The organism is Eubacterium sp. (genome assembly GCF_057858645.1).
The window spans coordinates 4186-29332 of the sequence record NZ_DBLZZO010000032.1 but is presented as its reverse complement, the minus strand read 5'-3'; the positions used below and the strand labels follow the sequence as shown (position 1 = coordinate 29332).

Annotated in this window: 23 protein-coding genes, 1 tRNA gene and 1 pseudogene; 21 read left to right on the top strand and 4 right to left on the bottom strand. The window is 31.4% G+C overall.

Translation table 11 applies throughout. The features are described from left to right. Positions 1–126: 126 nt before the first annotated feature. A pseudogene (locus ACZM4J_RS10675) lies at positions 127–267 on the bottom strand (transposase); the annotation flags it as partial. A 181-nt stretch (positions 268–448) separates the two neighbouring features. On the opposite strand from ACZM4J_RS10675, the gene ACZM4J_RS10670 reads away from it, so the two are divergent. The 6 genes from ACZM4J_RS10670 to ACZM4J_RS10645 are packed head-to-tail and all read left to right on the top strand — an operon-like array spanning position 449 to position 4811. Beyond that, the gene (locus ACZM4J_RS10670) at positions 449–811 is read left to right on the top strand and encodes a VOC family protein (protein ID WP_118436369.1); all 363 of its coding nucleotides are present in this window, start codon (positions 449–451) and stop codon (positions 809–811) included. Between the two features lie 47 nt (positions 812–858). Beyond that, positions 859–1386 (top strand): nitroreductase, encoded by a 528-nt coding sequence (locus ACZM4J_RS10665; protein WP_022164929.1) that lies wholly within the window; start codon positions 859–861, stop codon positions 1384–1386. Positions 1387–1396: 10 nt separating this feature from the next. Next, complete coding sequence (locus ACZM4J_RS10660) at positions 1397–2170, top strand: ABC transporter ATP-binding protein (RefSeq protein ID WP_489486127.1); 774 nt, start codon at positions 1397–1399, stop codon at positions 2168–2170. After that, positions 2170–3351, top strand: coding sequence for an ABC transporter permease (locus ACZM4J_RS10655; RefSeq protein ID WP_022164931.1), 1182 nt, complete (start codon positions 2170–2172; stop codon positions 3349–3351). Before ACZM4J_RS10660 ends, ACZM4J_RS10655 begins: the two co-directional genes overlap by 1 nt. Next, positions 3338–4486 (top strand): ABC transporter permease, encoded by a 1149-nt coding sequence (locus tag ACZM4J_RS10650; RefSeq protein WP_489486125.1) that lies wholly within the window; start codon positions 3338–3340, stop codon positions 4484–4486. The genes ACZM4J_RS10655 and ACZM4J_RS10650 overlap by 14 nt, the downstream gene beginning before the upstream one ends. Positions 4487–4520: 34 nt before the next feature. Then, positions 4521–4811 carry a hypothetical protein gene (locus ACZM4J_RS10645; protein WP_022164933.1) on the top strand — a complete coding sequence of 97 codons (291 nt, stop codon included), beginning with the start codon at positions 4521–4523 and terminating at the stop codon, positions 4809–4811. A gap of 100 nt (positions 4812–4911) precedes the next feature. On the opposite strand, the gene ACZM4J_RS10640 is transcribed toward ACZM4J_RS10645, so the two are convergent. Continuing rightward, positions 4912–6240, bottom strand: coding sequence for an MATE family efflux transporter (locus tag ACZM4J_RS10640; protein ID WP_022164934.1), 1329 nt, complete (start codon positions 6238–6240; stop codon positions 4912–4914). Between the two features lie 267 nt (positions 6241–6507). Here ACZM4J_RS10640 and ACZM4J_RS10635 point away from each other — a divergent pair, with 267 nt between their 5' ends. Beyond that, positions 6508–7077, top strand: a complete 570-nt coding sequence (locus ACZM4J_RS10635; RefSeq protein ID WP_022164935.1) for an RNA polymerase sigma factor — start codon at positions 6508–6510, stop codon at positions 7075–7077. A gap of 13 nt (positions 7078–7090) precedes the next feature. Continuing rightward, on the top strand, positions 7091–8119 hold the full coding sequence (locus ACZM4J_RS10630) for an anti-sigma-I factor RsgI family protein (protein WP_022164936.1): 1029 nt from the start codon (positions 7091–7093) through the stop codon (positions 8117–8119). A 10-nt stretch (positions 8120–8129) separates the two neighbouring features. On the opposite strand, the gene mnmL is transcribed toward ACZM4J_RS10630, so the two are convergent. After that, a complete protein-coding gene (gene mnmL / locus ACZM4J_RS10625) occupies positions 8130–9032 on the bottom strand; it encodes a tRNA modification radical SAM protein MnmL/YtqA (protein ID WP_428244733.1) in 903 nt (300 codons plus the stop codon). Between the two features lie 112 nt (positions 9033–9144). Beyond that, positions 9145–9233: transfer RNA gene (locus tag ACZM4J_RS10620), tRNA-Ser, on the bottom strand. Between the two features lie 306 nt (positions 9234–9539). Here ACZM4J_RS10620 and ACZM4J_RS10615 point away from each other — a divergent pair. The 13 genes from ACZM4J_RS10615 to glmS all read left to right on the top strand — a co-directional run bounded on the left by ACZM4J_RS10615 (position 9540) and on the right by glmS (position 24854). Continuing rightward, positions 9540–10034, top strand: a complete 495-nt coding sequence (locus tag ACZM4J_RS10615) for a hypothetical protein (protein ID WP_022164938.1) — start codon at positions 9540–9542, stop codon at positions 10032–10034. After that, the gene (locus ACZM4J_RS10610) at positions 9997–10287 is read left to right on the top strand and encodes a hypothetical protein (RefSeq protein WP_022164939.1); all 291 of its coding nucleotides are present in this window, start codon (positions 9997–9999) and stop codon (positions 10285–10287) included. The genes ACZM4J_RS10615 and ACZM4J_RS10610 overlap by 38 nt, the downstream gene beginning before the upstream one ends. Positions 10288–11267: 980 nt before the next feature. Then, on the top strand, positions 11268–12278 hold the full coding sequence (locus ACZM4J_RS10605) for a leucine-rich repeat domain-containing protein (protein WP_428244732.1): 1011 nt from the start codon (positions 11268–11270) through the stop codon (positions 12276–12278). Positions 12279–12582: 304 nt separating this feature from the next. Next, complete coding sequence (locus ACZM4J_RS10600; RefSeq protein ID WP_428244731.1) at positions 12583–14076, top strand: discoidin domain-containing protein; 1494 nt, start codon at positions 12583–12585, stop codon at positions 14074–14076. A gap of 205 nt (positions 14077–14281) precedes the next feature. Beyond that, positions 14282–15550 carry a leucine-rich repeat domain-containing protein gene (locus ACZM4J_RS10595; RefSeq protein WP_428244730.1) on the top strand — a complete coding sequence of 423 codons (1269 nt, stop codon included), beginning with the start codon at positions 14282–14284 and terminating at the stop codon, positions 15548–15550. Between the two features lie 43 nt (positions 15551–15593). Then, on the top strand, positions 15594–16211 hold the full coding sequence (locus ACZM4J_RS10590) for a leucine-rich repeat protein (protein ID WP_489486120.1): 618 nt from the start codon (positions 15594–15596) through the stop codon (positions 16209–16211). A 29-nt stretch (positions 16212–16240) separates the two neighbouring features. Next, positions 16241–16633 carry a hypothetical protein gene (locus ACZM4J_RS10585; RefSeq protein WP_489486119.1) on the top strand — a complete coding sequence of 131 codons (393 nt, stop codon included), beginning with the start codon at positions 16241–16243 and terminating at the stop codon, positions 16631–16633. 216 nt (positions 16634–16849) lie between these two features. Continuing rightward, positions 16850–18115, top strand: a complete 1266-nt coding sequence (gene leuC / locus ACZM4J_RS10580; protein ID WP_022166316.1) for a 3-isopropylmalate dehydratase large subunit — start codon at positions 16850–16852, stop codon at positions 18113–18115. Between the two features lie 10 nt (positions 18116–18125). Next, positions 18126–18611, top strand: a complete 486-nt coding sequence (gene leuD, locus ACZM4J_RS10575) for a 3-isopropylmalate dehydratase small subunit (RefSeq protein ID WP_022166317.1) — start codon at positions 18126–18128, stop codon at positions 18609–18611. A gap of 16 nt (positions 18612–18627) precedes the next feature. Then, a complete protein-coding gene (thrC, locus tag ACZM4J_RS10570; RefSeq protein ID WP_412334677.1) occupies positions 18628–20118 on the top strand; it encodes a threonine synthase in 1491 nt (496 codons plus the stop codon). A 184-nt stretch (positions 20119–20302) separates the two neighbouring features. Next, entirely contained in the window at positions 20303–20878 is a 576-nt protein-coding gene (gene yfbR, locus ACZM4J_RS10565; RefSeq protein WP_022166319.1) for a 5'-deoxynucleotidase, read from the top strand. 20 nt (positions 20879–20898) lie between these two features. Beyond that, entirely contained in the window at positions 20899–23034 is a 2136-nt protein-coding gene (locus tag ACZM4J_RS10560; RefSeq protein WP_428244728.1) for a DNA topoisomerase, read from the top strand. Beyond that, positions 23034–24854: a glutamine--fructose-6-phosphate transaminase (isomerizing) gene (gene glmS, locus ACZM4J_RS10555; RefSeq protein WP_022166321.1), complete on the top strand. Its 1821-nt coding sequence runs from the start codon at positions 23034–23036 to the stop codon at positions 24852–24854. The genes ACZM4J_RS10560 and glmS overlap by 1 nt, the downstream gene beginning before the upstream one ends. Positions 24855–25147: the final 293 nt, after the last annotated feature.

The window sequence follows — 25147 nt, the reverse complement described above, 5'->3', positions numbered from 1 at the left end:
CTCTTGCCATAATTAAGGCCTCCTATAATAATAAATTTTATCATAGAAGGCCTATTAATTATATTTAAATATTTAATTTACAGAAAAACTTTCACACTCTCGAATAACATTCATAACCTGGTATTTTTAAATCGAAGTCATTAGAATCCTGTTTCTAAAATTCTCAAAATTTCTAAATCCATAGGCATTTCGCTTAATCACCTTAATCTTATTATTTGTACCTTCAGTAAATCCATTAGAATATGGACAATCAAATGCATTGAGTATGCGTCGGCTCCGCTTGAAATATTTTCTTTTAAATGGAAGCATTTCCTTTTGAATGCGTTTCCTGACATTCTCCAAAGCCCACGTAACATCGATTGTGCTAGCACAAAGAAAACTCTCTTTTTCCATTCCATATATCCTCCAAATAACGTATAATATTATTTATACGAAAAGGAGCATATCTATGAAATTAAAAAACGTATTAATCACAGTAAGCGATATAGAAGAATCTAAAAAGTTTTACCATGACTTATTTGGTTTAGATGTTATTTTAGACACAGACGGAAATATAATTTTAACCGAAGGTCTTGTTCTTCAGGATATAAATATTTGGAAAGAAGCTTTGAATGGTGATGTGATTTTGCAAAATAATGCAAGTGAACTATATTTTGAAGAAACTAATATAGAAAATTTTGTGGATAATTTAAAACAAAAATATCCTAACATTAAGTTTGTAAATGAACTTACAACTTTTAACTGGGGACAAAAGATGGTAAGGTTTTATGATTTAGACGGAAATTTAATTGAAGTGAGAACACCAATGTAGGTAGGTTTTAATAATTTGAAATTAAGAAGATTGAAAGGAGTAGCAAAATGAGTGAAGTATTAAAAGAAATGAAGGAAAGAAGAAGTATTCGTAAGTACAAAAGTGAAATGGTTCCACAGGATGTACTTGATAAGATTATAGAAGCCGGTTTATATGCAGCTAGTGGAAAAGGCACACAAAATACAATAATTATTCAGGTAACTAAAAAAGAACTTAGAGATGAAATTGCTGAAATGAATAGAAAAATTGGCGGTTGGGAAGAAGGTTTTGATCCTTTTTATGGTGCACCTGCAATGTTAATTGTTTTGGCAAAGAAAGACTGGCCTACAGGAATTTATGATGGAAGTTTGGTTATGGGTAATCTAATGCTTGCAGCACATGATTTAGGTATTGGAAGTTGCTGGATACATCGTGCAAAAGAAGAATTTGAAACACAGTGGGGAAAGGAATTGCTTAAATCACTTGGAATTGAAGATGAATACGAAGGTATAGGTCATTGTGCTTTAGGTTATGTTGATGGAGAATATCCTAATACACCGGAGAGAAAAGAAAATAGAGTTTATTATATAAGATAGAGAGAAAAATATGGATAAAAATAAGAAAAAAATAATTGAAGTGTGTAATTTAACAAAAGAATATAAGAATAAGTTGGCAATTGATGACTTGTCTTTTGATGTGTATAAAGGAGAAATTTTAGGTTTACTTGGTCCTAATGGAAGTGGTAAAAGTACCTGCATTAACTCAATTTTGTCATTGCTTAAATATCAAAAAGGCACAATTAAAATTTTCGGAGAGGAAATGAAACCTGATTCCTATGATATAAAGGAAAAAATAGGGGTTATATTTCAGGATGTTGCTGTTTTTGATGAATTAAATGTATATGATAACATAAACTATTTCTGTGGCTTATATATTCAGGATAAGAAAATCAGAAAGCAGTATGTAGAAGAAGCCATTGAGTTAGTAGGTCTTGGTGAATTTAAAAAGTTTTTACCTAAACAATTGTCAGGTGGTCTTTTAAGGAGATTAAATATTGCTTGTGGAATAGCCCATAAGCCAAAATTAATTTTTTTAGATGAGCCAACAGTTTCAGTTGATCCTCAAAGTAGAAACAACATTTTAGATGGCATAAAAAAGTTAAGGGACAATGGGGCAACAATTGTTTACACAACTCATTACATGGAAGAAGTAGAAATTCTTTGTGACAGAATTATTATTTTAGATAAAGGAAAAATAATAGCTCAGGGAACAAGCGAAGAGTTAAAACAGCAGGCTAACATTGAAGAAAAAATAGAGCGTGTAGGCCCTACATTAAATGATGTATTTTTGAAATTAACAGGAAAGGAATTAAGGGACTAATGTTTATTCATAATTTGAAGTATACAATACAAACATTGTTCAAAAATAAAATATTAATATTTTGGACCTTTGCTTTTCCTATTATTTTAGGAATCTTCTTTAATATGGCGTTTTCAAATATTGAAAAGGATGAGCAGTTAAAGGTATTTGACATTGCTGTTGTTAATGACAGTCAATTTGAAAAACAGATAATTTATAAGGAAACCTTGAAAGAGTTATCTGATAAAGACAGTAAGAATCAATTGTTTAATATTAAATATGTTACAAAGAAAAAAGCGGATTCTCTTTTAGATGACTCAGAAATTGAAGGTTATATTCAATTTAAAAATAATGAACCTAATGTTGTGGTAAAAGAAAATGGTACATACGAAACTTTGCTTAAATTTGTTGTAACAGAAGTTAAACAAAACAAAAGTGTTATTGAAGAATTGTGCAATAAAAATATAGAAACACAAATTGCAAAAGGAAATACATCTTTTGATGGAGAAAAAATTGCCAAAGAAAATTTGCTAAAAATTAATGACACACATGTTAAATTAATGGACAAATCAAGTGCAAATTTAGGTTATATGCAAATTGAATTTTATACTTTAATAGCTATGGCATGTTTGTATGGTGGGACTCTTGGACTTACCGCAATTAACACTTGTTTGGCAAATATGAGTAGCAAAGGAAAAAGAATTTCAGTATCGCCTAACAGAAAAAGTATAATCGTGCTAAGTTCGGCAGTTGGCTCATATATAGTAAGCCTTGTTGGAATAGCAATTTTGATGGCATTTTTGAAATTTGTTATTAAAGTTGATTTCGGCGGTAATCTGCCATTGGTTCTTTTACTTACATTAATTGGTGATTTGGCAGGTATATCATTAGGTGTGCTTATTGCATCTGTGTTAAAGGTGTCTGAAAATGCCAAAGTAGGTATAACAATAGCTGTAACAATGTTTTTCTCTGTTTTGTCGGGCATGATGGGTGTAGCTCTTAAATATGAAATCGATAAAAACGCCCCAATAGTTAATCTTGTTAATCCTAACAATTTAATAACAGATGGTTTTTACTCATTGTATTATTACGATACATTAAACAGATATTTTAGGGATGTTTTCTATTTATTAATATTTATTGCAGTCTGTTTGATAATTTCTTTCGTAAGTTTAAGGAGGGAAAAGTATGACAGTCTTTAAAACAATATTAAAAATATTAAACAAGAAAAAAGGAATGTTGATTCTTTATACAGCAATACTTATTTCAATTACGGTTTTAAACCAAACATCAGGCAGTAATGCAGTTGATTTTGAGGACTCAAAACCGGACGTATTAATTGTAAATAAAGATGGAGATAATGCGATAACAAAAGGATTTACAGATTATATAAGCAAACATTCAGAAATAAAAGACATTGATATTAACAATGAAGAAAACGTGGATGATGCACTTTTTTATCGAGATGTTAATTTTATTATTTACATACCGAAGAATTTTGGAAAGGATTTAATGGAGGGTAAGATGCCCACATTAGAATATAAGTCTACAAAAGACCAATATTCCTCATATACCAAAATGCTGGTAGAAAAATACATAAAAATGATAAACATATATAAGGATTATTACACGGGAGAAGAACTTATAAGTAAAGTAAACAAAGTGGTAAATGATGAGGTAAAAGTAGAATTAAAGACTTCTCTAGATACATCAAAGTTAAGCAGTATGACAAGATATTTCAATTTCTTAAATTATGCTCTTTTGGCAGGTTGCGTATACTGCATAAGTATGATTTTAGCAAGTGTAAAAGAAAATAATGTTAGAAAAAGAACAATAATCAGTAGCTACAATTACAAAAAGTTTAACAGAATTGTTTTACTTACTAATGGTATTCTGATTCTGGTAATGTGGATTTTCTACATGGTACTTAGTGGAATTTTATTTAAAGATTTGCTTATAAGTACCAATGGCTTAGCTTACATTTTAAATGCCCTTATGTTTTCAATTTGCAGTTTAACCTTAGGATTTTTTATTGGAAATATTACTCAGAATAAAAATGCCATAGGCGGAATTGTAAATGTGGTGGCGCTAGGTTCATCGTTCTTATGTGGATGTTTTGTGCCGGTAGAGTATATGCCTGATTATGTTATAAAAATAGCACACGTTTTACCAACGTATTATTTCGTTGCAAATAATGAATTAATAAAAGGTATGGAAAGATTTAATTTCACTGCTATTAAACCATTACTAATTAATGGAGCAGTAGTTTTAGGCTTTAGTATCTTGTTTGCTGTCGCCACAAATATTGTAAGCCGTAAGAAACAAACAATTGCTTAAAAAAACTAAAAAAGTTATAATAGGAGAAAACAAAATGAACGAAGTTCATTTTCTAGGAATTTTTTCGACGAAATGCCGCCGACTGAAAGGAGAAATGATTATGGCAAGTGAAAAAGATATAGAAAACCTTATGAAAATGTTAGATGGTAAGGTGGAAGCAGGAACAAGCAGAATTAACGTAACAGCTACAGATGCTTTTGCTGATGGTGAGATAAAGGAAGTTCATCATCATGGAAGATGTGATGTGGGTAGTGCATGGGCAAAGGGAACAGTGAAGAATCCTGAATGTATTGATATACCTACGGAAATCGAACCAGAGGACTAGATTAATTAGAACAAAAAATGACTAAAACAAAATAAGCCAGCCTTCAATAGTTATAACATAATTTGGCAAAATGAAGGCTGGTTTATTTTTTATAATCTTTTTAGCAGTTTATTTGTTTCTTGTATAAAATAAATGTTACAAATGCAGTTATAAACTCAGTAATCCAAAAACTGTGCCATACACCGGTTGAACCTATCAACAGATTCAAAATAAAAGCAAAGCCAAGCATTACGAAAATATATCGTAACATTGAGATTATCAAAGAAGAAAATCCCTTACCCAAAGCTTCAAGACTTCCTGATACAGTAATTGATACAGAGGAAATAATAAAGCCAATACTAATTATTCTTAAGGCAGTAAGTCCAATTGAAATTGTATCGGGATTAGCAGTAAACAAACCAATTAATTTTTCTGGAATTAATAAACAAAGAACTGTTCCAAGTGCCATTACTGTCAATATAATTGAAAGAGCAGTTTTGAATATTTTCTTAACTCTTGTATATTCTTCGGCACCGTAATTATATGAAATTAACGGTCTCATGCCCTGCACAACTCCATTTGCAGTTAAATACAAAAACGTCTGTAATTTATAGTAGGCACCAAGCACTAGCACATAGCCTTCTGAATAAACAGAGAGAATACTGTTTAAAACTGATACCTGTAATGAAGGTAAAGCCATGTTTAAAGTAGCAGGAAAACCTATTGAGTATAGCTTTTTAACTAAATTCTTATTAAATTTTAAATCTTTCACCGTAACTTTAACAGGGATTGGTCTAAATATATAAAAAAGAATATACCCAAGTAAAGTTGCTACCTGTCCGATTACAGTGGCAATTGCCGCACCTTTAATACCAAGTTTTGGAAAAATACCTAAGCCAAAAATTAATATAGGGTCAAGAATTATATTGGTAACACAGCCTAAAATCATGCATATCATGGAAACCTTCATTTGACCCACAGCCTGAAATATTTTTTCAAAACTAATGGAAATTGCTATTGGAATTGAAAAAGCAAAAACAATATAAGAATATGTTAAGCCATTGGAAATTACATTTGCATTATCAGTAAATAGTCCAAGATACAATTTAATTGTGGAAATACAAATAATTGTTAATAGTATTCCATGAAAAATATTGCATAATAATCCTAAAGTAGTTGCGTTGTTTGCTACTTTTTGATTTTTTGCCCCTAAGTAAAAAGCAACAAGGACGTTAATACCTATTCCAAATCCTACAGTAACAGCTGTTACAATGTTTTGGATTGGGTAAACTAACGACAGGGCAGTCATTGCATCTTCACTTATTTGCGCAACAAAATAACTGTCTACAATATTATATAAGGCATTTACCAGCATTGAGATTGTCATTGGTAATGCCATGGATAAAACCAACGGAAAAATTGGTTTTGTTTTCATAAAAGTCTGTTCCATTTCTTTTCTCCAATACATAAAAATCAAGTCTCAAAAAATTATAATAAAAAATTAAATTTAATGCAATAAAAAAGAAATAGCCTTCGTATAACAATTGAACAACAAAAAAGAAAAGGGTATGAAAAGCCCTCAGTTTGTTTTCGAAAACAATGAAATTACAGGTAAATCAAAAGATTACATCAAATTTCTACGTTTAATATATGTTTGACTTAATAAACTTTAAATTGTACTATTGTATAGGAAAACAAAAAAGGTAGGAATGGAAGTATGGATGAAAATAAAAAGCAGTATGGTAATGATGCCATAAACGAAGATTGGTTTGAAGCTATTTCAAAAGGCGATGACCAGGCATTCACAGAATTGTATTATTCCAGTTACAAGGAATTGTTTGGTTTTCTCTTATCACTAACAAGGAATAAAGAGGACGCGGAGGATTTGCTTCAAAATACATATATAAGAATTAGAAATGGTAGTCACTTATATAAAAAACAGGGTACACCAATGACTTGGATGTGTGCCATAGCAAAAAATCAATATTTAGATTTTGTTAGAAAAAATAAAAAGAATAACAGTGTAGATTACGACGAAGTTGAAAACTATGTTTCAGAGGGCATGGAAAAACAAAGCCCGCAAATGAAAAATGTAGAAGACAAAATGTTAATAGAACATATATTTAACATTTTGGGAGAAGAGGAGCGAACCATTGTTACCTTACATATGATTGATGGCTTGAAGCATAGAGAGATTGCAGAACTCGTAGGTTTATCTTTATCGACGGTGTTATCGAAATATAACCGGTCGCTTAAGAAATTGAAGAATTGTCTTGTGGATTATTAGAAAGGAGGTCATTATGCAGGAAAAAGATATTAGAGAAAAACTTAATAAGGAACTGGAAGAGATGGCTCCAGATATGTTACAAAAGATATTAGATACTCCAATTGAACCTATAAAGAGTGAAAAGGAATTATTTGGAAAAGACAGACCTTTATTTAAAGAGAAAAGTAATGTTATTCATTATTTTAAAGTACCTGCTATAGCAACATTAGTAGCAGCATGTTTCGTGGCATTAATTATGATTATGCAACCATTATTTAATTTTGGTGGAAATCAAAAACAGTTGGCATTTTCAATTGTAATTGATGTAAATCCAAGCATCACAATTGATGTAAATGACGATGGAAGTGTTAAGAAGATTAAAGGTGGCAACAAAGAAGGAAAAGCGATTGCCAACTACACGTTAAGTGAAATGCAGGATAATGACGGATATGAAAAAGCAATTAATCTTGTTGTAAAGAATCTTCGAAAAGAAGGTTATTTAAAGAAAAATAAGAAGAATGTAATGCTTGTTTCAGCGATAAATAAGCCATCAGACAACAAAGAGGAAGCAAAGAAACTTGATAGCGAAAAACTTGCACAAATTAAAACAGAAACAAACGAAGCAATTAAGATTCGTAAGTTAAAGTGTAAGGCAGTATACCAAAACGTTAAAGTTACTAAGAAAATAAAAAAGGTTGCAAGAAAGAATGATGTTTCTCTTGGAAAAGCTAACCTTTGTATTGAAATTTCAAAAGAAGATAATGAAAAAATCAGTACATTATGTCAAAGTAAAATCAGCACTTTAGTTGATAAGGCTGAACACAACAAAAATATTGTAATTGATACAGTTGAAATTGCGGATGAAGATTTTAATACAGAACCGGTAACTAATGGCGGTGAAGCTGAATCTGTTTCAGATGTTCAGGAAAGTGTTTCAATGACAGAAGAAACAACAGAAATGGAAACACAGGAAACAGTAGTAGAGAAGACAACAGATTCCACTCCTACAGAAACTCAAATACAAATAGAAAGCATTCAGGTTGCTACTGAAGAAACAAACTAAGTGCTTTCTGTTAAAGGTATTTACCTTGGATAATATCCATATCATTAAAATATTTATTAATATAGTTAAGAACTAATTTCTTGTTGCCGCTCCATTGAGGTTCAATGAGTAGTGACTTAGGACCATCACCTGTTAGTCTGTGAATAACAATATCAGATGGAATATTACAAATACATTCACCAAGAAGTGAAGCGTATTCTTCAAGTGAATAAATATGAAATTGATTTAAGAAATACTCCTTTTCTAAAGGGGTATTTTTTAATACATGAAGAAGTTGTAACTTAATACCTGAAATTGGTTTAGAACAGACATATTTTACACTTTCTAAAATCATGTCATTTGTTTCATTTGGAAGTCCAAGTATTAAATGGACAATAACATCTATGTTTAATTTGTTTAAATTTGCTACAGCCTGATCAAAAACATCCAAAGTATAGCCTCTATTTATATAACGGGCTGTTTTTTCGTGAATAGTTTGTAGTCCAAGTTCTACCCATACGGGCTTAATCTGATTTAATCTGTTTAACAAATCAAGAACATCATTAGGCAGACAGTCAGGTCTTGTGCCTATGGATAATGCTACAATATCAGGATGATTAATGGCTTCTGTAAATATTTTTTTCAGATAATCCACATCCCCATAAGTATTTGTAAAAGATTGAAAATATGCAATGTATTTTCCGTTAGTAATTTTTTTTGATACTTTTTCTTTTGCCTGTTCAATTTGCTCCGTAACGGAAAGAGCAGCAGAAGTTGCAAAGTCTCCTGAACCACCGTTACTACAAAAAATACAGCCTTTAGTGCTTAATTTGCCATCACGATTGGGACAGGAAAGCCCTGAAGAAATGCTTAATTTATATACTTTACAGCCAAATTTATTTCTCAAATAATTATTTAAAGAATTGTATCTCATATTTTTCCTTTCCTGTAGAACATATCCCTAATGGAATATTTTTTATAATAGAACTTCTTGAGAAATTTCTTATTACATAAATAAAGGGATTTCAAAATTGAAATCCCTTAAACGGAGGAGAAGGGATTTGAACCCTTGCGCCGCTATTAACGACCTACTGGTGTTCGAAGCCAGACCCTTCAGCCACTTGGGTACTCCTCCTAAAAAGTATTTTAATACCATTAGATTTTATATCATATTTAGAATATATTTTCAAGACAATCAAAAATCATAAAAGTATTTTTGTGGGTTTTATGGAAATAGTGAAAAATAAATAAAAAATGAAAAACAACAAAAAAGGTAAAAAGAATAAACTATATACAAAAAACAAAAAGTTGAAAACGATTCATATCTTAATAAGATGTACAAAATAACAAAAAAATAGGGAAAACCAAATAAAAAATGTGAAAATATTGTGAAAAACATTTTCATTTTCTAAACTTAAAGCACATAGAAAGGGCGTAGGTTTTGTGTTATTTATCTGCAAAGAGGGGGAACAATTATGATTGTATAGGCACATATACAGGTGGCGTTACATTCCAAAATGGAAAAGGCACAGTAACATTAAACAACTGTACTGTAAATGACAATGCATATGGTGACCTGGATGAACAGACAGCAAAGGATATGTTTATTGGTGGTGAATATAAAGTTACAATTAACGGTGGAACATATGGCAATGTATTTATGAATCAGAATTATTATTCAGAAACACATGACACTGGTTATTTACACATAAATGATGGTACATACGATTTGGTTTATACAGAATACAATGAAGATTTAGCTCATGTAGTTATAAATGCAGGATATGTAAAACATTTGTATATAAATGGTGATGAAAATGGAAACTCACAGACAGGCGAGATAATGAAGGGTGGAACATTTGACAAAATCACAATAGCAGATGCAGGAAAAAAATTAGATGACTATAGACAGCAAGTACAAGTTTATAGATGTTAAAAATTCAGGCTGGCTAAATAATCAAATAGGAAATTATGCAGCCGCAGTAGTCAATATAGACAAGAGCAATTATACAAGAGAGTTTATTGCTACAGCTTATGCACAGATACATTATCAGGATGGTTCAGTTGAAACAATATATGGAAGTGAAGGTGCAAGATATAGCGACTCATGTTCAGTGTCTTATATTGCAAAGCAGATAAAATTAGATTCAATTATTACAATAGTTTATCTACAACAAATAAAAACATAATTGATAGATTTGCAAATAATTAGAATCTGCAAATAATAGATTTATTGACAATATAGCAATATAATGATATTCTCTATTTAAGAGAATAAATGAGCGAAAAAGATTATGAAAGACATTATGAAAGATATTAATTAGGGACAGAATTATAAAATCCAGACATTACATTAATTAATGAATCAGATTATCTGAAGTTCGATGTGATGGTTGGATTTTTTTATATAACAAGACATTTTTCGCATAAGATGACAATAGTGAATGGGTGGGAAGATGGATTGATATTCAAGAACGATATTTATAAGTTATGTTTATTTATAATTAATTTAAAAGGCCTTAAAAATAAACATATTTATTTATATGAAAAAATGGGAAAGAACGAAAGATAAACAAATTGTGGTTATTGTTATTGCAACCAATATATCAATAGCATATTGGGGCAAAATAAAAAACTACGAAATGTAATGTGCAGTTAGACAAGTTATGATTAGATTCAAATACCAGGAGCAGATGATCAGACAGTTGTAAAAGGACGTTGGGTAGTTGCAAAAGCTGCAATAGACTATAGTATAGCCTGTTTAGGATCAAATAATATTGGGAATGCAGCAGAGATAATATATGCATTAGAAGATCAAACCTATACAAGCAATAGTCAATTATTTTTAAAAAAACGTTTGACTAAATATGTTCAAGATAACGGCTGGTATATATCAAAAGATGTGACAACTGCAAATATTGATTAAATTTGTCGTGTAATAGTTTATAATTAACAATTGCATTTGAAAATATATATTGCTTTATATTTGAATAGAAAGGACAAGATTATGAGTATAAATTTAAAATCGAAGTTGGGAATTTTTATAAAATCTATGATAATAGTTTTTATGTTAATTGCTGTGGGAGTAATGCCCACAAAGTTGGTTAGTGCCAAAGTAATAAAGAATGACAAGACAGGAATACCTGATAAAGCTTTATATCAGGCAATATTGTTTGAAACAGGAAAAAATAGTAATCAGAAGATAACAGAAAAAGACCTGGAAAACGTATATTCTATTGGAGATTATTTTATAGAAAAAAATGAAAATAGAAAAATAAAAAGCTTAAAGGGAATTGAAAAATGCAAAAAATTGTTCAGTTTAGAAATACCTATATGTGGATTAAAAAACTTAAAAGGAATTGAAAAATGTAAAAATTTAGAATTCTTAACAATTAGAAATGGAAAATTAGAAGCGGTTAATAATCTGGCACAGTTATCAAAATTACAGAAATTTACCATGAAAAATGTAAAAGTAAAAGATTGGAATGGTCTGGGAATGCTAAGACAAATAACAAATCTTGAAATTTACAAAGGCAATTTGAAAAATTTAAAACAAATTAAAAAACTTGGAAAAATTGAGTATATAACTATTAAAAAAACAAAAATAACCAATGTAAAAGGTATTGAAAAATTAAAGAACTTAAAAGGAATGTATTTTGCTGATAATAAATTGAAAAATTTATCAGGAATTCAAAATTTGAAAAAATTAGAGGATGTTGATGTGTCTAATAATAAATTAACACAATTACCATCTATGAAGAAACTGAAAAAATTCAATTTAGAATTCTCAAGTTTTGCCGGAAATAAACTTAGTAAAAAAGAGCTGAAAAAGAAACTTCCATCTAATGTGCCAAATTGGTGGATAGATGATGAAGCAATTTTGCAAAAGACAAAAAAGAAATTAGAAATAAAAAATAAAAACAAAATAACAGCATCAACTAAAAGTATTAAAGGAATGACAGAGAAGAATACAAAGGTAAAGTTGATGACGTTAAAAGGAGAAAAAATAAAGGAAGTTAAAGCAAATCAAAAAGGAAAGTTCAAATTGAATGGATTGGATTTGAAGCAATATCAAGGGAAACAACTAAAAATAGTAGTATGTAAGCGACTTCATGATTATATAAATGGTGAAGGAGGGGATTGTATATTAAAAACTATAAAATTTAAAGTAAAAAAATAGATATTCTATTACAAGTGATGGAGCTGTAAGTTTATGAAATGGACTTACAGCTCCTGTTGATATAGTTACTATATAAACATCAATGTTAGAAGATTTATATTTTTTCTAATAAATTTTATGTATATAAACTGGAATCCTCCTTTTTAGGAAAAAACTTTTTGTCATCCACAAAAACTAGTAAAAGTTCAAAAAAATAATAAAAACATTAATAAAATTGTGAAAAACATTTTCATTTTCTAAACTTAAAGTACAGGAAAGGGAAACGTTATTGTGTTACTTCACTCAAAAAAGGAGGGAAAGTAATATGAGACGATTGCATTCAAAAATGCTAAAAAAGACAGTAGCCGCTGTACTTAGTGTGGCAATGGTTATAGGAACAATGAACTTGCAGCAAACTAATACATATGCTGTAGACAGAAGTAAGTGGTGGTTGTTATCAACAAACAGACCAGCATATTCATCTTCTGCAAACGGTGGAGATGTAGCAAGTTTTGCTACAGATGGCAAGTATTCAACACAGTGGGGAGCTGCTGCAAACAAAGCAGATCAGTGGCTTGATGTTGACCTGGGAGGAAAAGCTGATATAAGCAAAGTTGTTATCGACTGGCAAAATGATGCCAGCTACGGTGTTGCTTATCAGGTTTTAGTATCAGATGATGAAATAAACTGGAAAAAAGTTTACGAAACTACAACAGGTAATGATGGGGATAAGAAAAATGCAATGAACAAAGAAGGTACGGCAGTTGATTACAGTTATTATGAAGATGTACTTAGTACAGGTTCAGCAGACAAAAAACTGACACAGTCTACAGGACGTTACGTTAGAGTGTTAATCAACTACAGTAAGTCTCAGTCATACTCAGATGACAAAAAGTCAGGCTGGGGTGCATCAATCAGAGAAATTGAAGTATACGGAATTGGAGACGAAAATTGTGTTCAGCCTGTTTCAGATGCAGCAAATATTGCATTGAACAAAGAAGTTAAGGTGACTTCATATGCTCAACCATGGTGGGCATCAAAAGCTTTAGATGGCTCAAATGCAGTAGATGGTGATTATGAATCTTACTGGTTGTCACAGTCACAGGATTCTGTGAAGGATTCAAGCAATCAGGCACTTACTGTTGATTTGAAGGATAAGCACACAATTGGACGTGTAAAAGTACAGTGGCAGACAGAATACGGAAAAGATTATGACGTTATGGTATCAACAGATGGAAACAACTGGACAACCGTTAAGGAAATGAGAGACCAGGATGGCAGTGATGATACTATAAGTTTTACACCGGTATCCGCAAGATATGTAAAAATCCAGGGAATCAAACGTGGAACAGGATATGGTTATTCACTGTACAGTATGGAAGTATTTTCTGTAAATGGTGGATCAGATACACCATCAGAAGATATTACAGGAAAGAACCTTGCAGAAAATAAGGAAGCATACAGTTCAAGCAAAGAGGGTGACAACGTGTCATCAAAATATGCGGTAGATGGAAATGATAATACACGTTGGAGTTCCAAGTTCGCTGATGATGAATGGATGTATGTAGACCTTGGAAAGAATTACAATATTAATAAAGTTGTTCTTACATGGGAAAATGCTTATGGTAAAGATTATAACATTCAGGTATCAACAGATGGAAATAATTGGACTACCGTAAAGGAAATGAGAAAACAAAATGGTGGTGAGGATACTGCTGAATTTAAGGCTGTAAATGCAAGATATGTAAAATTCCAGGGAATTAAGCGTGTAATGGGCTATGGATATTCTATATGGGAATTTGAAGTATATGCGCAGTAGAAGAATCAAACTTTATTAAAAGAAATCAAAACAAATAATTAAATTAAAATACATCCTTTGGAGCGCATGCAAAGAAGGATGTATTTTTTTTTGGAAAAAAAATAACTTCGTGCAATATTTGAAAAAAAAACTTCGTATAATATGTGTGAACAAAATAAAATAGTCAATTCTCTTAGAGGATTGGTTACAGAAAAAGGAGGAAGAAATGAAGAAATGGAAAGTTATTGCTAGTCTTATAGCTACTATGTCAACAACAATATTTAGTACGGTTAAGGTGTTACCACAAGTAAATAGTGCAACAATTGTTAGTCCTTCGCAACAAATATTAGAGGGACGTTGTGGTGATAATGCGAATTATTTGTATGATGACAACAAAAAGACAGTATTTATTACGGGAAGTGGAAAAATGTGGAATGGATTAATTCTTGAAGGATCTGCAGAAAAGGTTGTTATAGAAAAAGGAATTACATCAATAGGAGAAGGTTGGTTTTGCAGACATAGTCTTAAATCTGTAGATATGCCTGACACTTTGAAAATTATTAATAGTAGAGCATTTTTTCAAATAATAGGAAAATTTACTATTCCTAAAAGTGTGGAAAAAGTTGAATCGGGTGCAATACGGAGAGCAAAAGAAATAGTCATTGAGGGTGATATGAAAGATTATGGATATGGTGCATTAGGGGAAACAGTAAAATCAATACAAATTGGTGGAAGTGCAAAAACATTGGGATACGCGTTAGCAAAAGTTTATAGGAAAAATATAGATATTACATTATCAGAGAACAATGTAAAGACAAAAGAGTTAAATGGTTGTTTAATGTCAGCAGATGGAAAAGATTTATATTATTGTACTACAGATAAGGACAAAATTGTGATACCTGATACAGTTGAAAAAATTGAATCAGCAGCATTTTATAAAAAAAATATTAAGGAAGTTGTGTTAGGAAAGAATGTAAAAGTTATAGGAGATTATGCTTTTAATAAATGTAGTATTAGTAAACTGAGAGTAAATAATAAATTAAAGAGTGTCGGAAAAATGGCATTTGCAAACACAAAAATAAAAAAGATAACATTTAAGAGTAATGTTAAAATGGGACCGAAAGCATTTGATACGTCAGTGAAAATTAATTTTAAAAATAGCGGCATAAAATTTAGAACAACAATGACAAAAGCTAAAATAGGGAAAAAGATTAATATTACTTTTTGTAATTTGCCTAAAATCAAAAAGTATCAGGTTAAAATAAGCAAGGGAAAAAAATCACGAAAATATATTATAGATAATAATAAAATAAGTTTAAATGAACCTAAAAATTTACTTGGAATATATGATATTGAGTATAGTTATAAAATAGATCAGTCGATGTATACTTTAAGTGAAGAACTTGCTTATGTAACCGTTCGCCCATTTAAAACATTAAAAAATGGGAAAAAGGTTTTTGGCGCATGGAGCAGCAAAATGATATTAACAAAGTAATTTTAAAAATAAAGAATATTATATAATAGTAGGAGGATAAAAGTTGAAGAAAGGAAAAAATTTAATAGTATTATTTCTAATAGTTGGCGTATTTTTTTCTAATATAGATAATGTAACAGTAAAAGCTAAAGAAAAGGCTGCAAATAGTTCTTTTGAAAAATGTGTAGAATTCATATACGATAAAGAAAATGAATGGTTTACAAGATGCATTGTGAAAGGAGATATGAAAGGGGTTCCTACAGGATTTTTTGGTGAATTTCCACCGGAAGTAATTGAACTTGGTGGAAAGGCAGATGAACTTGGCAGATCATTGGCAAATTGGCATGGAGCTGAAGATAGTATTTTTACAATAGTAATCGGAAAAAATAACAGGCAGTGTAAAGTAGTTGATGGATGTCTTCTGTCTGCTGATGAAAAAACTTTGTATTATTATATGCCAAAGGGGGTTTATACAAACAAAGTTGTTATACCTGATAGCGTAAAAACAATTTCCCCATGGGCATTTGCAAATGCTTACGTAGGTGAAGTTGTGTTAGGCAAAAATGTAGAAAACATTGGAGAATATGCTTTTTCAGATACATGTCGGACATCTAAATTTAAATTGACAGTGAACAAAAAATTGAAAAAATTGGGAAAAAAGCTTTTGAAAATTCGCTTATAAAAAAGGTTAAATTTATTAATAGTGTTAATTTGGATCCTACAGCATTTGATTATTGTAACGTAATCCAGTATGAAAAAAATAATGTTAGAAATTTTAGCACAGTTTTAGATAATGCGTATTTAAAAAAAGACAAGATGCATATTTCTTTTTGCAAAATATCAAAAGTGAATGGATATCAAATAAGAGTAGCAAGAGGAAAAAATACATATAATTATTATACTAAAAATAATGATGTAAAAATTAAAGCTCCGAAAAAAATAAAAAAGAAATATAAAACAAAATTTTCTTATGGTTGGTTTGACGAAAAGGATAATAAAATACAGGGAAAACCTGCTTATGTAACAGTCAGACCATACAAAGTATCAAAAAATAAGAAAAAGATTTATGGTAAATGGAGTAAAAAAATGGTTATGACAAAGTGATAGGAAAGAGTAATCATATGAGAAGATGACAAGGTGTTGTAGTAAGTCTGTTGCAATGAAAAACATTACAACAGACTTATTTTTTTCATACTGCTTAATTTTACAGCATTGACTATAGGGGAGTTTTCGTCTAAAATAATAAGGATTGTAAATAAATGAATATTTATCAAATGATAAGATTAAATTTGTCTCATTACATAGAAGGAGGAACAAGTTATGGGAATGACTATGACTCAAAAAATTCTTGCTAAACATGCAGGACTTGATAGTGTTGTGGCAGGACAGTTAATTGAAGCTAATCTTGATTTAGTTTTAGGTAACGATGTAACTGCACCGGTTGCTATTAAGGAAATGGAAAAGATGGATGTGGATTGTGTATTTTGCAAAGACAAGATCGCTTTAGTACCAGATCACTTTACACCAAACAAAGATATTAAGTCAGCAGAACTTTACAAATGCGTAAAAGATTTCGCTGAAGAAAACGAAATTACAAATTATTTTGAAACAGGTAGAGTTGGTATTGAACATGCCCTACTTCCGGAAAAAGGATTAGTAGTTGCAGGTGATGTTGTAATTGGAGCTGATTCACATACATGTACTTACGGTGCACTTGGAGCATTTTCAACAGGTGTTGGTAGCACAGATATGGCAGCAGGTATGGCTACAGGTCAGGCATGGTTTAAAGTACCATCAGCTATCAAATTTAATCTTACAGGAAAGCCTGCAAAGTGGGTTAGTGGTAAGGATGTAATTTTACATATTATAGGAATGATTGGTGTTGACGGTGCTCTTTATCGTTCAATGGAATTTATGGGCGATGGTGTTAAATACCTTTCAATGGATGACAGATTTGCCATGACAAACATGGCTATCGAAGCAGGTGGAAAGAATGGTATTTTTGTAGTTGATGATTTAACAAGAGAATACATGAAAGAACATTCAACAAAAGAATTTACAGAATATACGCCTGATGAAGATGCAGTATATGACGAGGAATATACAATTGACTTAAGTCAGTTAAAGCCAACAGTTGCATTTCCACATCTTCCTGAAAATACAAAAACAATTGACAATGTTGGTGATGTTAAAATTGATCAGGTTGTTATTGGCTCATGTACAAATGGTAGAATCGAAGACATGAGAATAGCTGCAAAGATTCTTGATGGAAGAGAAGTTAAAAAGGGAGTAAGATGTATTATTTTCCCTGCTACACAGGCTGTTTATTTACAGTGTATAGAAGAAGGTCTTGCTTCAATATTCATTAAAGCAGGTTGTGCAGTAAGTACACCAACATGTGGTCCATGTTTAGGAGGACACATGGGTATACTTGCAAAAGGCGAAAGAGCAATAGCAACTACAAACAGAAACTTCGTAGGTCGTATGGGTGATCCTGAATCAGAAGTTTATCTTGCAAGCCCTGCTGTTGCTGCAGCAAGTGCTGTTACAGGTAAGATTTCAGGCCCTGAAGAATTAGGATTATAGGAGGTATAATATGAAGGCAGAAGGAAGAGTATTCAAATTTGGAAGCAATGTAGATACAGACGTTATTATACCGGCTAGATACCTAAATGTACCTGATCCGGCAGAATTAGCAAAACATTGCATGGAAGATATTGACAAGGAATTTGTAAATAAAGTAAGTGAAGGTGATATTATTGTTGCTGATAAGAACTTTGGTTGTGGCTCATCAAGAGAACATGCACCAATAGCTATTAAGGCGGCAGGTGTTAGTTGTGTAATTGCAGAAACATTTGCAAGAATTTTTTATCGTAACGCAATTAATATTGGTTTACCTATTATTGAATGCCCTGAGGCAGCAAAGAACATAGAAGAAGGAAATGAAATTGAAGTAGATTTTGATAGTGGTAAGATTTATAACAAAACAAAGGATGAAGAATATCAAGGTCAGGCTTTCCCTGAATTTATGCAGAAAATTATTTCAAATGGCGGACTAATTAACTATATTAATAATAAATAAAAAATGAGGAGAGACTATGAAAGAGATACTTTATAAGAGCACAAGAGGTACAGGAGAAACATTAAAAGCATCTGAAGCAATTTTAAAGGGATTAGCGGATGATGGAGGATTATTTGTACCAACAGAAATCCCAAAACTTGAAGCAACAATTGATGAGTTATCAAAGATGACATATCAGCAGGTTGCTTATGAAGTAATGAAGTTATTCTTTACTGATTTTACAGAAGAAGAATTAAAGAATTGTATTACAAAAGCCTATGATTCAAAGTTTGACACAGAAGAAATTGCACCTTTAGCAGAAGTAGATGGCGCATATTATCTTGAGTTATTCCATGGAAAGACAATTGCTTTTAAGGATATGGCATTATCAATTTTGCCACATTTACTTACAACTTCAGCTAAGAAGAACAATGTAAAAAATGAAATTGTTATCTTAACAGCAACATCAGGTGATACAGGAAAGGCTGCCATGGCAGGTTTTGCTGATGTAGAAGGAACAAGAATTATTGTTTTCTATCCTCATGGTGGTGTAAGTAAGGTACAGGAAAAGCAGATGGTTACACAGAAAGGTAATAACACATACGTTGTTGCAATTGAAGGAAACTTTGACCAGGCTCAAAGTGGTGTAAAGGCAATTTTCGGAAATAAAGAATTAGCTAAAGAAATGGATGAAAAAGGCTTCCAGTTCTCATCAGCTAACTCAATTAACATTGGTCGTCTCGTACCACAGGTTGCTTACTATGTATACGCTTATGCAAAATTATATGCAGAAGGTAAGCTTGCAAAAGATCAGAAGATGAATGTAGTTGTCCCTACAGGAAACTTTGGTAATATTTTAGCAGCATACTATGCAAAGAACATGGGACTTCCAATTGCTAAATTAATTTGTGCTTCAAATGAAAATAAAGTATTATTTGATTTCTTTAAGACAGGTGAATATGACAAGAACAGAGATTTCATTCTTACATCATCACCTTCAATGGATATTTTAATTTCAAGTAATCTTGAAAGATTAATTTACAAAATTGCAGGAAACAGTTCAGAAAAGAACAGTGAATTAATGAATGATCTTGCTACAAAAGGTAAATATACAATCACTGATGAAATGAAAGCAGAACTTGATGACTTCTACGGCAATTACGCTACAGAAGAAGAAACTGCAAAGGTAATTAAGGACACGTACGAAAAAACAGGTTATGTAATGGATACACATACAGCTGTAGCTGCAAGTACATATAAGAAATATGTTGCAGAAACAAATGATGATGCGGTAACTGTTATTGCTTCAACAGCAAGTCCATTTAAGTTCGCAAGAAGCGTTATGGATGCTATTAATCCTGAATACGATAAGCTTGATGATTTTGAATTAATCGATGAATTAAGCAAGATTGCAAACGTTAAGATTCCAAATGCAATTGAAGAAATCAGAAACGCAGAAGTTCGTCACAACAACTTAGTTGAAGTTGATGGAATGGAAGCTATAGTTAAGAAATTTTTAAATATTTAATTTTATAGTATACTGGGATATGCTAATAGAAATAAGAGCATGTTAAGGTGAATGTTGTATTTGCTTTAATATGTTCTTATTTTTTCGTAACAAAGAGAATGGGTAAATTTTAATTGGGGTAGTAAAAACAAGGTAAATTTGCTATAATTATAAAACTGTTATTTCGTGTATAGAGGAGATTAAAATGAATAATTTTTTTGGTATGTTATCAAGAATGAAATACATTAACCGTTGGGGATTAATGCGCAATAATTTAAATGAAAATATTGCAGAGCACAGTTTACAGGTTGCTATCATTGCTCATGGGCTTGCAGTTATTGGAAATAAGCGCTTTGGCAGAAATTTAAATGCTGAACATATAGCCATGATGGGAATAATGCATGATACCACAGAAATTATAACAGGTGATTTACCTACTCCAATAAAATATTATGCACCTGAAATTAGGGATGCATACAAGAAAGTAGAAAACATAGCAGCAAATCAACTTCTAAAGGAATTACCCGAAGATATGCAGGAAGCATATGAGGATATATTAATCGAAGATGATTCTATCGAGTGGAAATATGTTAAGGCGGCTGACAAGCTATCAGCATATATTAAATGTATAGAAGAAAAAAATACCGGCAATACAGATTTTGCTAAGGCAGAAGATACAATAAGAAAAGCCTTAGAAGATATGCAAATGGAAGAGATAGATGTTTTTATTGAAGAATTTCTTCCGGCGTATGTAATGACTTTAGATGAGATTAATAAGTAGTTAATGAAATAGGAGAAATAATGAAAAAAGCAGTATTCATTGCGGAAAAACCAAGTGTTGCCGCCGAATTTGCAAAAGCATTAAAATTAAATACAACAAGAAAAGATGGCTATATGGAAAGCGATAATGCAATAGTCACCTGGTGCGTAGGTCATTTGGTGACAATGAGCTATCCGGAAGTCTATGATGAAAAATATAAAAAATGGAATTTAAGAGATTTGCCCTTTATTCCAATAGAGTGGAAATATGAAGTTATCCCATCTGTAAAGAAACAGTTTGAAATAGTCAAAACAATTCTTAATCGTGATGATGTTGAGACGATTTATGTTTGTACCGACTCGGGACGAGAGGGAGAATATATCTACAGATTAGTTGCACAGGAAGCAGGGGTAAAAGATAAGTCAGAGAAGAGAGTTTGGATTGATTCCCAGACTGAGGAAGAAATTCTACGTGGTATAAGAGAGGCAAAAGACTTAAAGGAATACGACAATCTCTCAGATGCAGCATATTTAAGAGCAAAAGAAGATTATTTAATGGGAATTAATTTTTCCAGATTACTTACATTAAAATATGGAAATTCAATTCAAAATTATTTAAAAGACGGTTGGAAATCCATAAATGTTGGTAGAGTAATGACTTGTGTGTTAGGGATGATTTGTAACAGGGAACGTGAAATAAGAGGGTTTGAGAAAACTCCTTTTTACAGAGTTATGGCACAAACTGACATTGCAGGCAGAATAATAGATACAGAATGGAAAGCTGTTAAAGGTTCAAAGTTTTTCGAATCGCCATTACTTTACAAAGAAAATGGATTTAAAGAAAAAACTACGGCAGTGGCGTTAATTGAGGCTTTAGAAAAATATGGCCCAATGGAGCTTGAAAACAGTGATTTGGCTAATGAACTTAATGTAAAGCCACCATATCCTCTTGAAATGACAATTAAGTCAATTACAATGAAGGATGAAAAAAAGCAGGCTCCGTTATTATATAATCTTGCTGAATTACAAAACGATTGTTCAAAAATGTTTAAGATTAGCCCTGATGAAACTTTAAATGTTGTTCAGCAGCTATATGAGGCTAAACTTGTTACATATCCAAGAACAGATGCAAGAGTTTTATCAACGGCTGTTAGTAAGGAAATTTCAAAAAACATAAGTGGTTTACAAAATTATGGTCCTTGTAGTGGTTTTGCAAAAAAAATATTGCAGGCAGGCTCTTACAAAGGTTTGGAGAAAACAAAATATGTTGATGATAAAAAGATTACAGACCATTATGCCATAATTCCTACAGGTCAGGGATTGAACGGTTTAGCTAAACAAAAAGGCATAAATCAAAAAGTTTATATGGTTATTGTAAGAAGATTTTTAAGTATTTTTTATCCACCGGCAATTTACAAGAAGGCTACATTAATAGGCATAATGCCTGGAACATATACAGATGAAACTACTACAACAGAGCAGTTTTCATCTAATTTCAAGATACTTGTACAAAAAGGATACTTTGAAATTGTAGGTGTTCCAAAAGAAAAAAAGAAAGCCGAAGCAAAATCAAAAGATAATAAAGAAAAAGATAGTGAAAACAACGAAAATGAAGCTAGTGAAAATCAAGGAAAAAATCTTGATGAAGAATTCTTTAATTTGTTGTATAATATGAAAAAAGGTGACAAAATACCAATTACACAATGCAATATTAAGGAAGGTGAAACAACACCACCTAAGCGATATACATCAGGTTCTTTAATTTTGGCTATGGAAAATGCAGGCCAGTTAATTGAAGATGAAGATTTAAGAGCACAGATAAAAGGTTCAGGAATTGGCACAAGTGCAACAAGAGCTGAAATTATTAAGAAACTGACGAATATTAAATATATTGCATTAAACAAAAAAACACAGGTTATAACACCTACTCAATTAGGTGAAATGATATTTGGCGTTGTTCATGGCTCAATTAAGTCATTACTTAATCCGGAACTGACAGCAAGTTGGGAATTAGGTTTAACTCAGGTTGCAGAAGGAAAGATAACGGCAGATGAGTATATGGATAAATTAGACAGCTTTATTAAGGGAAGATTCAAGAATGTAATTAACCTTAATAACGCAGGTCAAATGGTTAGTTATTATAACTATGTGGCGCAATTTTATAGGAGGAAAAAATAATGTGCGGAATAGTTGGATATATTGGTGAAAGAGATTGTACAGAGGTACTTTTGAATTCATTATCAAAATTAGAATATAGAGGATATGATTCAGCAGGAATTGCTGTATTTGAAAATGGAAATATAACAGTAGAAAAATCAAAAGGTGAGTTAGCTAATCTTAGAAAAAAAATAGAAGAAGACCATAAGCCTGATGGACATTGTGGAATTGGTCATACAAGATGGGCTACACATGGTGAACCATCAGATATTAATTCACATCCACATGGAAGTAAGAGAGTATCTATTGTACACAATGGTATTATTGAAAACTACAAGGATATTAAGAAATTCCTTATTGGAAAGGGATATTCATTTATTAGTGAAACAGACACAGAAACAGTTGCAAAATTATTAGATTACTATTATGAAGGTGATCCTATAGATGCAATTATTAAGACTTTAAATGACATAAGAGGAGCTTATGCTTTAGGAATTTTATTTAAGGATTTTCCTGATAAAATATTTGCAGTTAGAAAAGACAGCCCATTAATTATTGGTGTTGGTGATGAAGAAAACTTTATAGCATCTGATGTGCCTGCAATTTTACAGTACACAAGAAAGTATTATCTTCTTGAAGAGAATGAAATTGCAACAATTAAGGCAGACAGAGTTGAATTCTGTGATATACACAAACAGGAAATTGTAAAAGAAGTAAAAGTTTCAGATTTAGATATGGATGCTGCTGAAAAAGGTGGATATGAACATTTTATGTTAAAAGAAATCCACGAACAGCCAACTGCAGTTAAGACTACAATTGCACCAAGAATTGTTAATGGAATGCCTGATTTGTCAGAATGTGGTTTAACAGATGAAATGTTAAAGAATTACAGAAAAGTATTTGTAGTTGCATGTGGTACAGCAAGCCATGCAGGTATGGTTGGAAAATATGTTATTGAGAAATTAGCAAGAACAGAAGTAACTGTTGATATTGCATCAGAATTCAGATATAGAGATCCAATCGTAACACCTGAAGATTTAGTAATTGTAATTTCACAGTCAGGTGAAACAGCAGATACAAAGGCAGCCTTAAAATTAGCAAAAGAAAGAGGTGCAAAAGTATTAGCTATTGTTAATGTAAAAGGCTCTTCAATTGCAAGAGAAGCAGACATGGTTCTTTACACACATGCAGGTCCTGAAATTTCAGTTGCATCGACAAAGGCATTTTCAGTGCAGATGGCAGTAATGTATTTGTTAGCATTTGAAATGGCTTATGCAAAGGGATGCATTGACAAGGAAGAATGCATGAGACTTACAAAGGAATTATCAGATATACCTGATGTAATCGAAGAAACAATGAAGTGTGCTGACAGATGTCAGTATGTTGCAAGTAAGTTAGTAACATCAACAAGCTTATTATATATCGGTCGTGGACTTGATTATATATTAAGTATGGAGGGTTCACTTAAATTAAAAGAAATTTCATATATTCATTCAGAAAGTTATGCTGCAGGAGAATTAAAACATGGTACTATCTCATTAGTAACTGATCAGATGCCTGTAATTAGTGTTGCAACACAGAGTGAATTACTTGAAAAAATGGTAAGTAATATTGTAGAAGTAAAATCAAGAGATGCTTTCACTATTACAGTAACAAAAGAAGGAACAGAATTTAGTGAAGGTGTTATGGATGAGGTTATAGAAGTACCTGCTTTAGAAGATATTCTAATGCCATTAGTAACTGTAATACCACTTCAGTTAATTGCATACTATACAACAGTATTAAAAGGCTTAAATGTAGATAAACCAAGAAACCTTGCAAAATCAGTAACTGTAGAATAATCGCGAACACATTAAGCGATACAAAAACAAAATGGAAGAGCATTTGCAAGTTTACTTGCAAATGCTATTTCATTTTTGTTTTTACAGCGCGCATGCGCGCGTGGTTATTGAAAAAGAATTGTGAATACAATTCTTTTCAATAACAATCGCTTAATGTAAGTAGATTTAAACATCTGTTAAGCGATTAACACTAATCGCTTAATGTAAGTAGATTTAAACATCTGTTAAGCGATTAACACTAATCGCTTAATGTAAGTAGATTTAAACATCTGTTAAGCGATTAACACTAATCG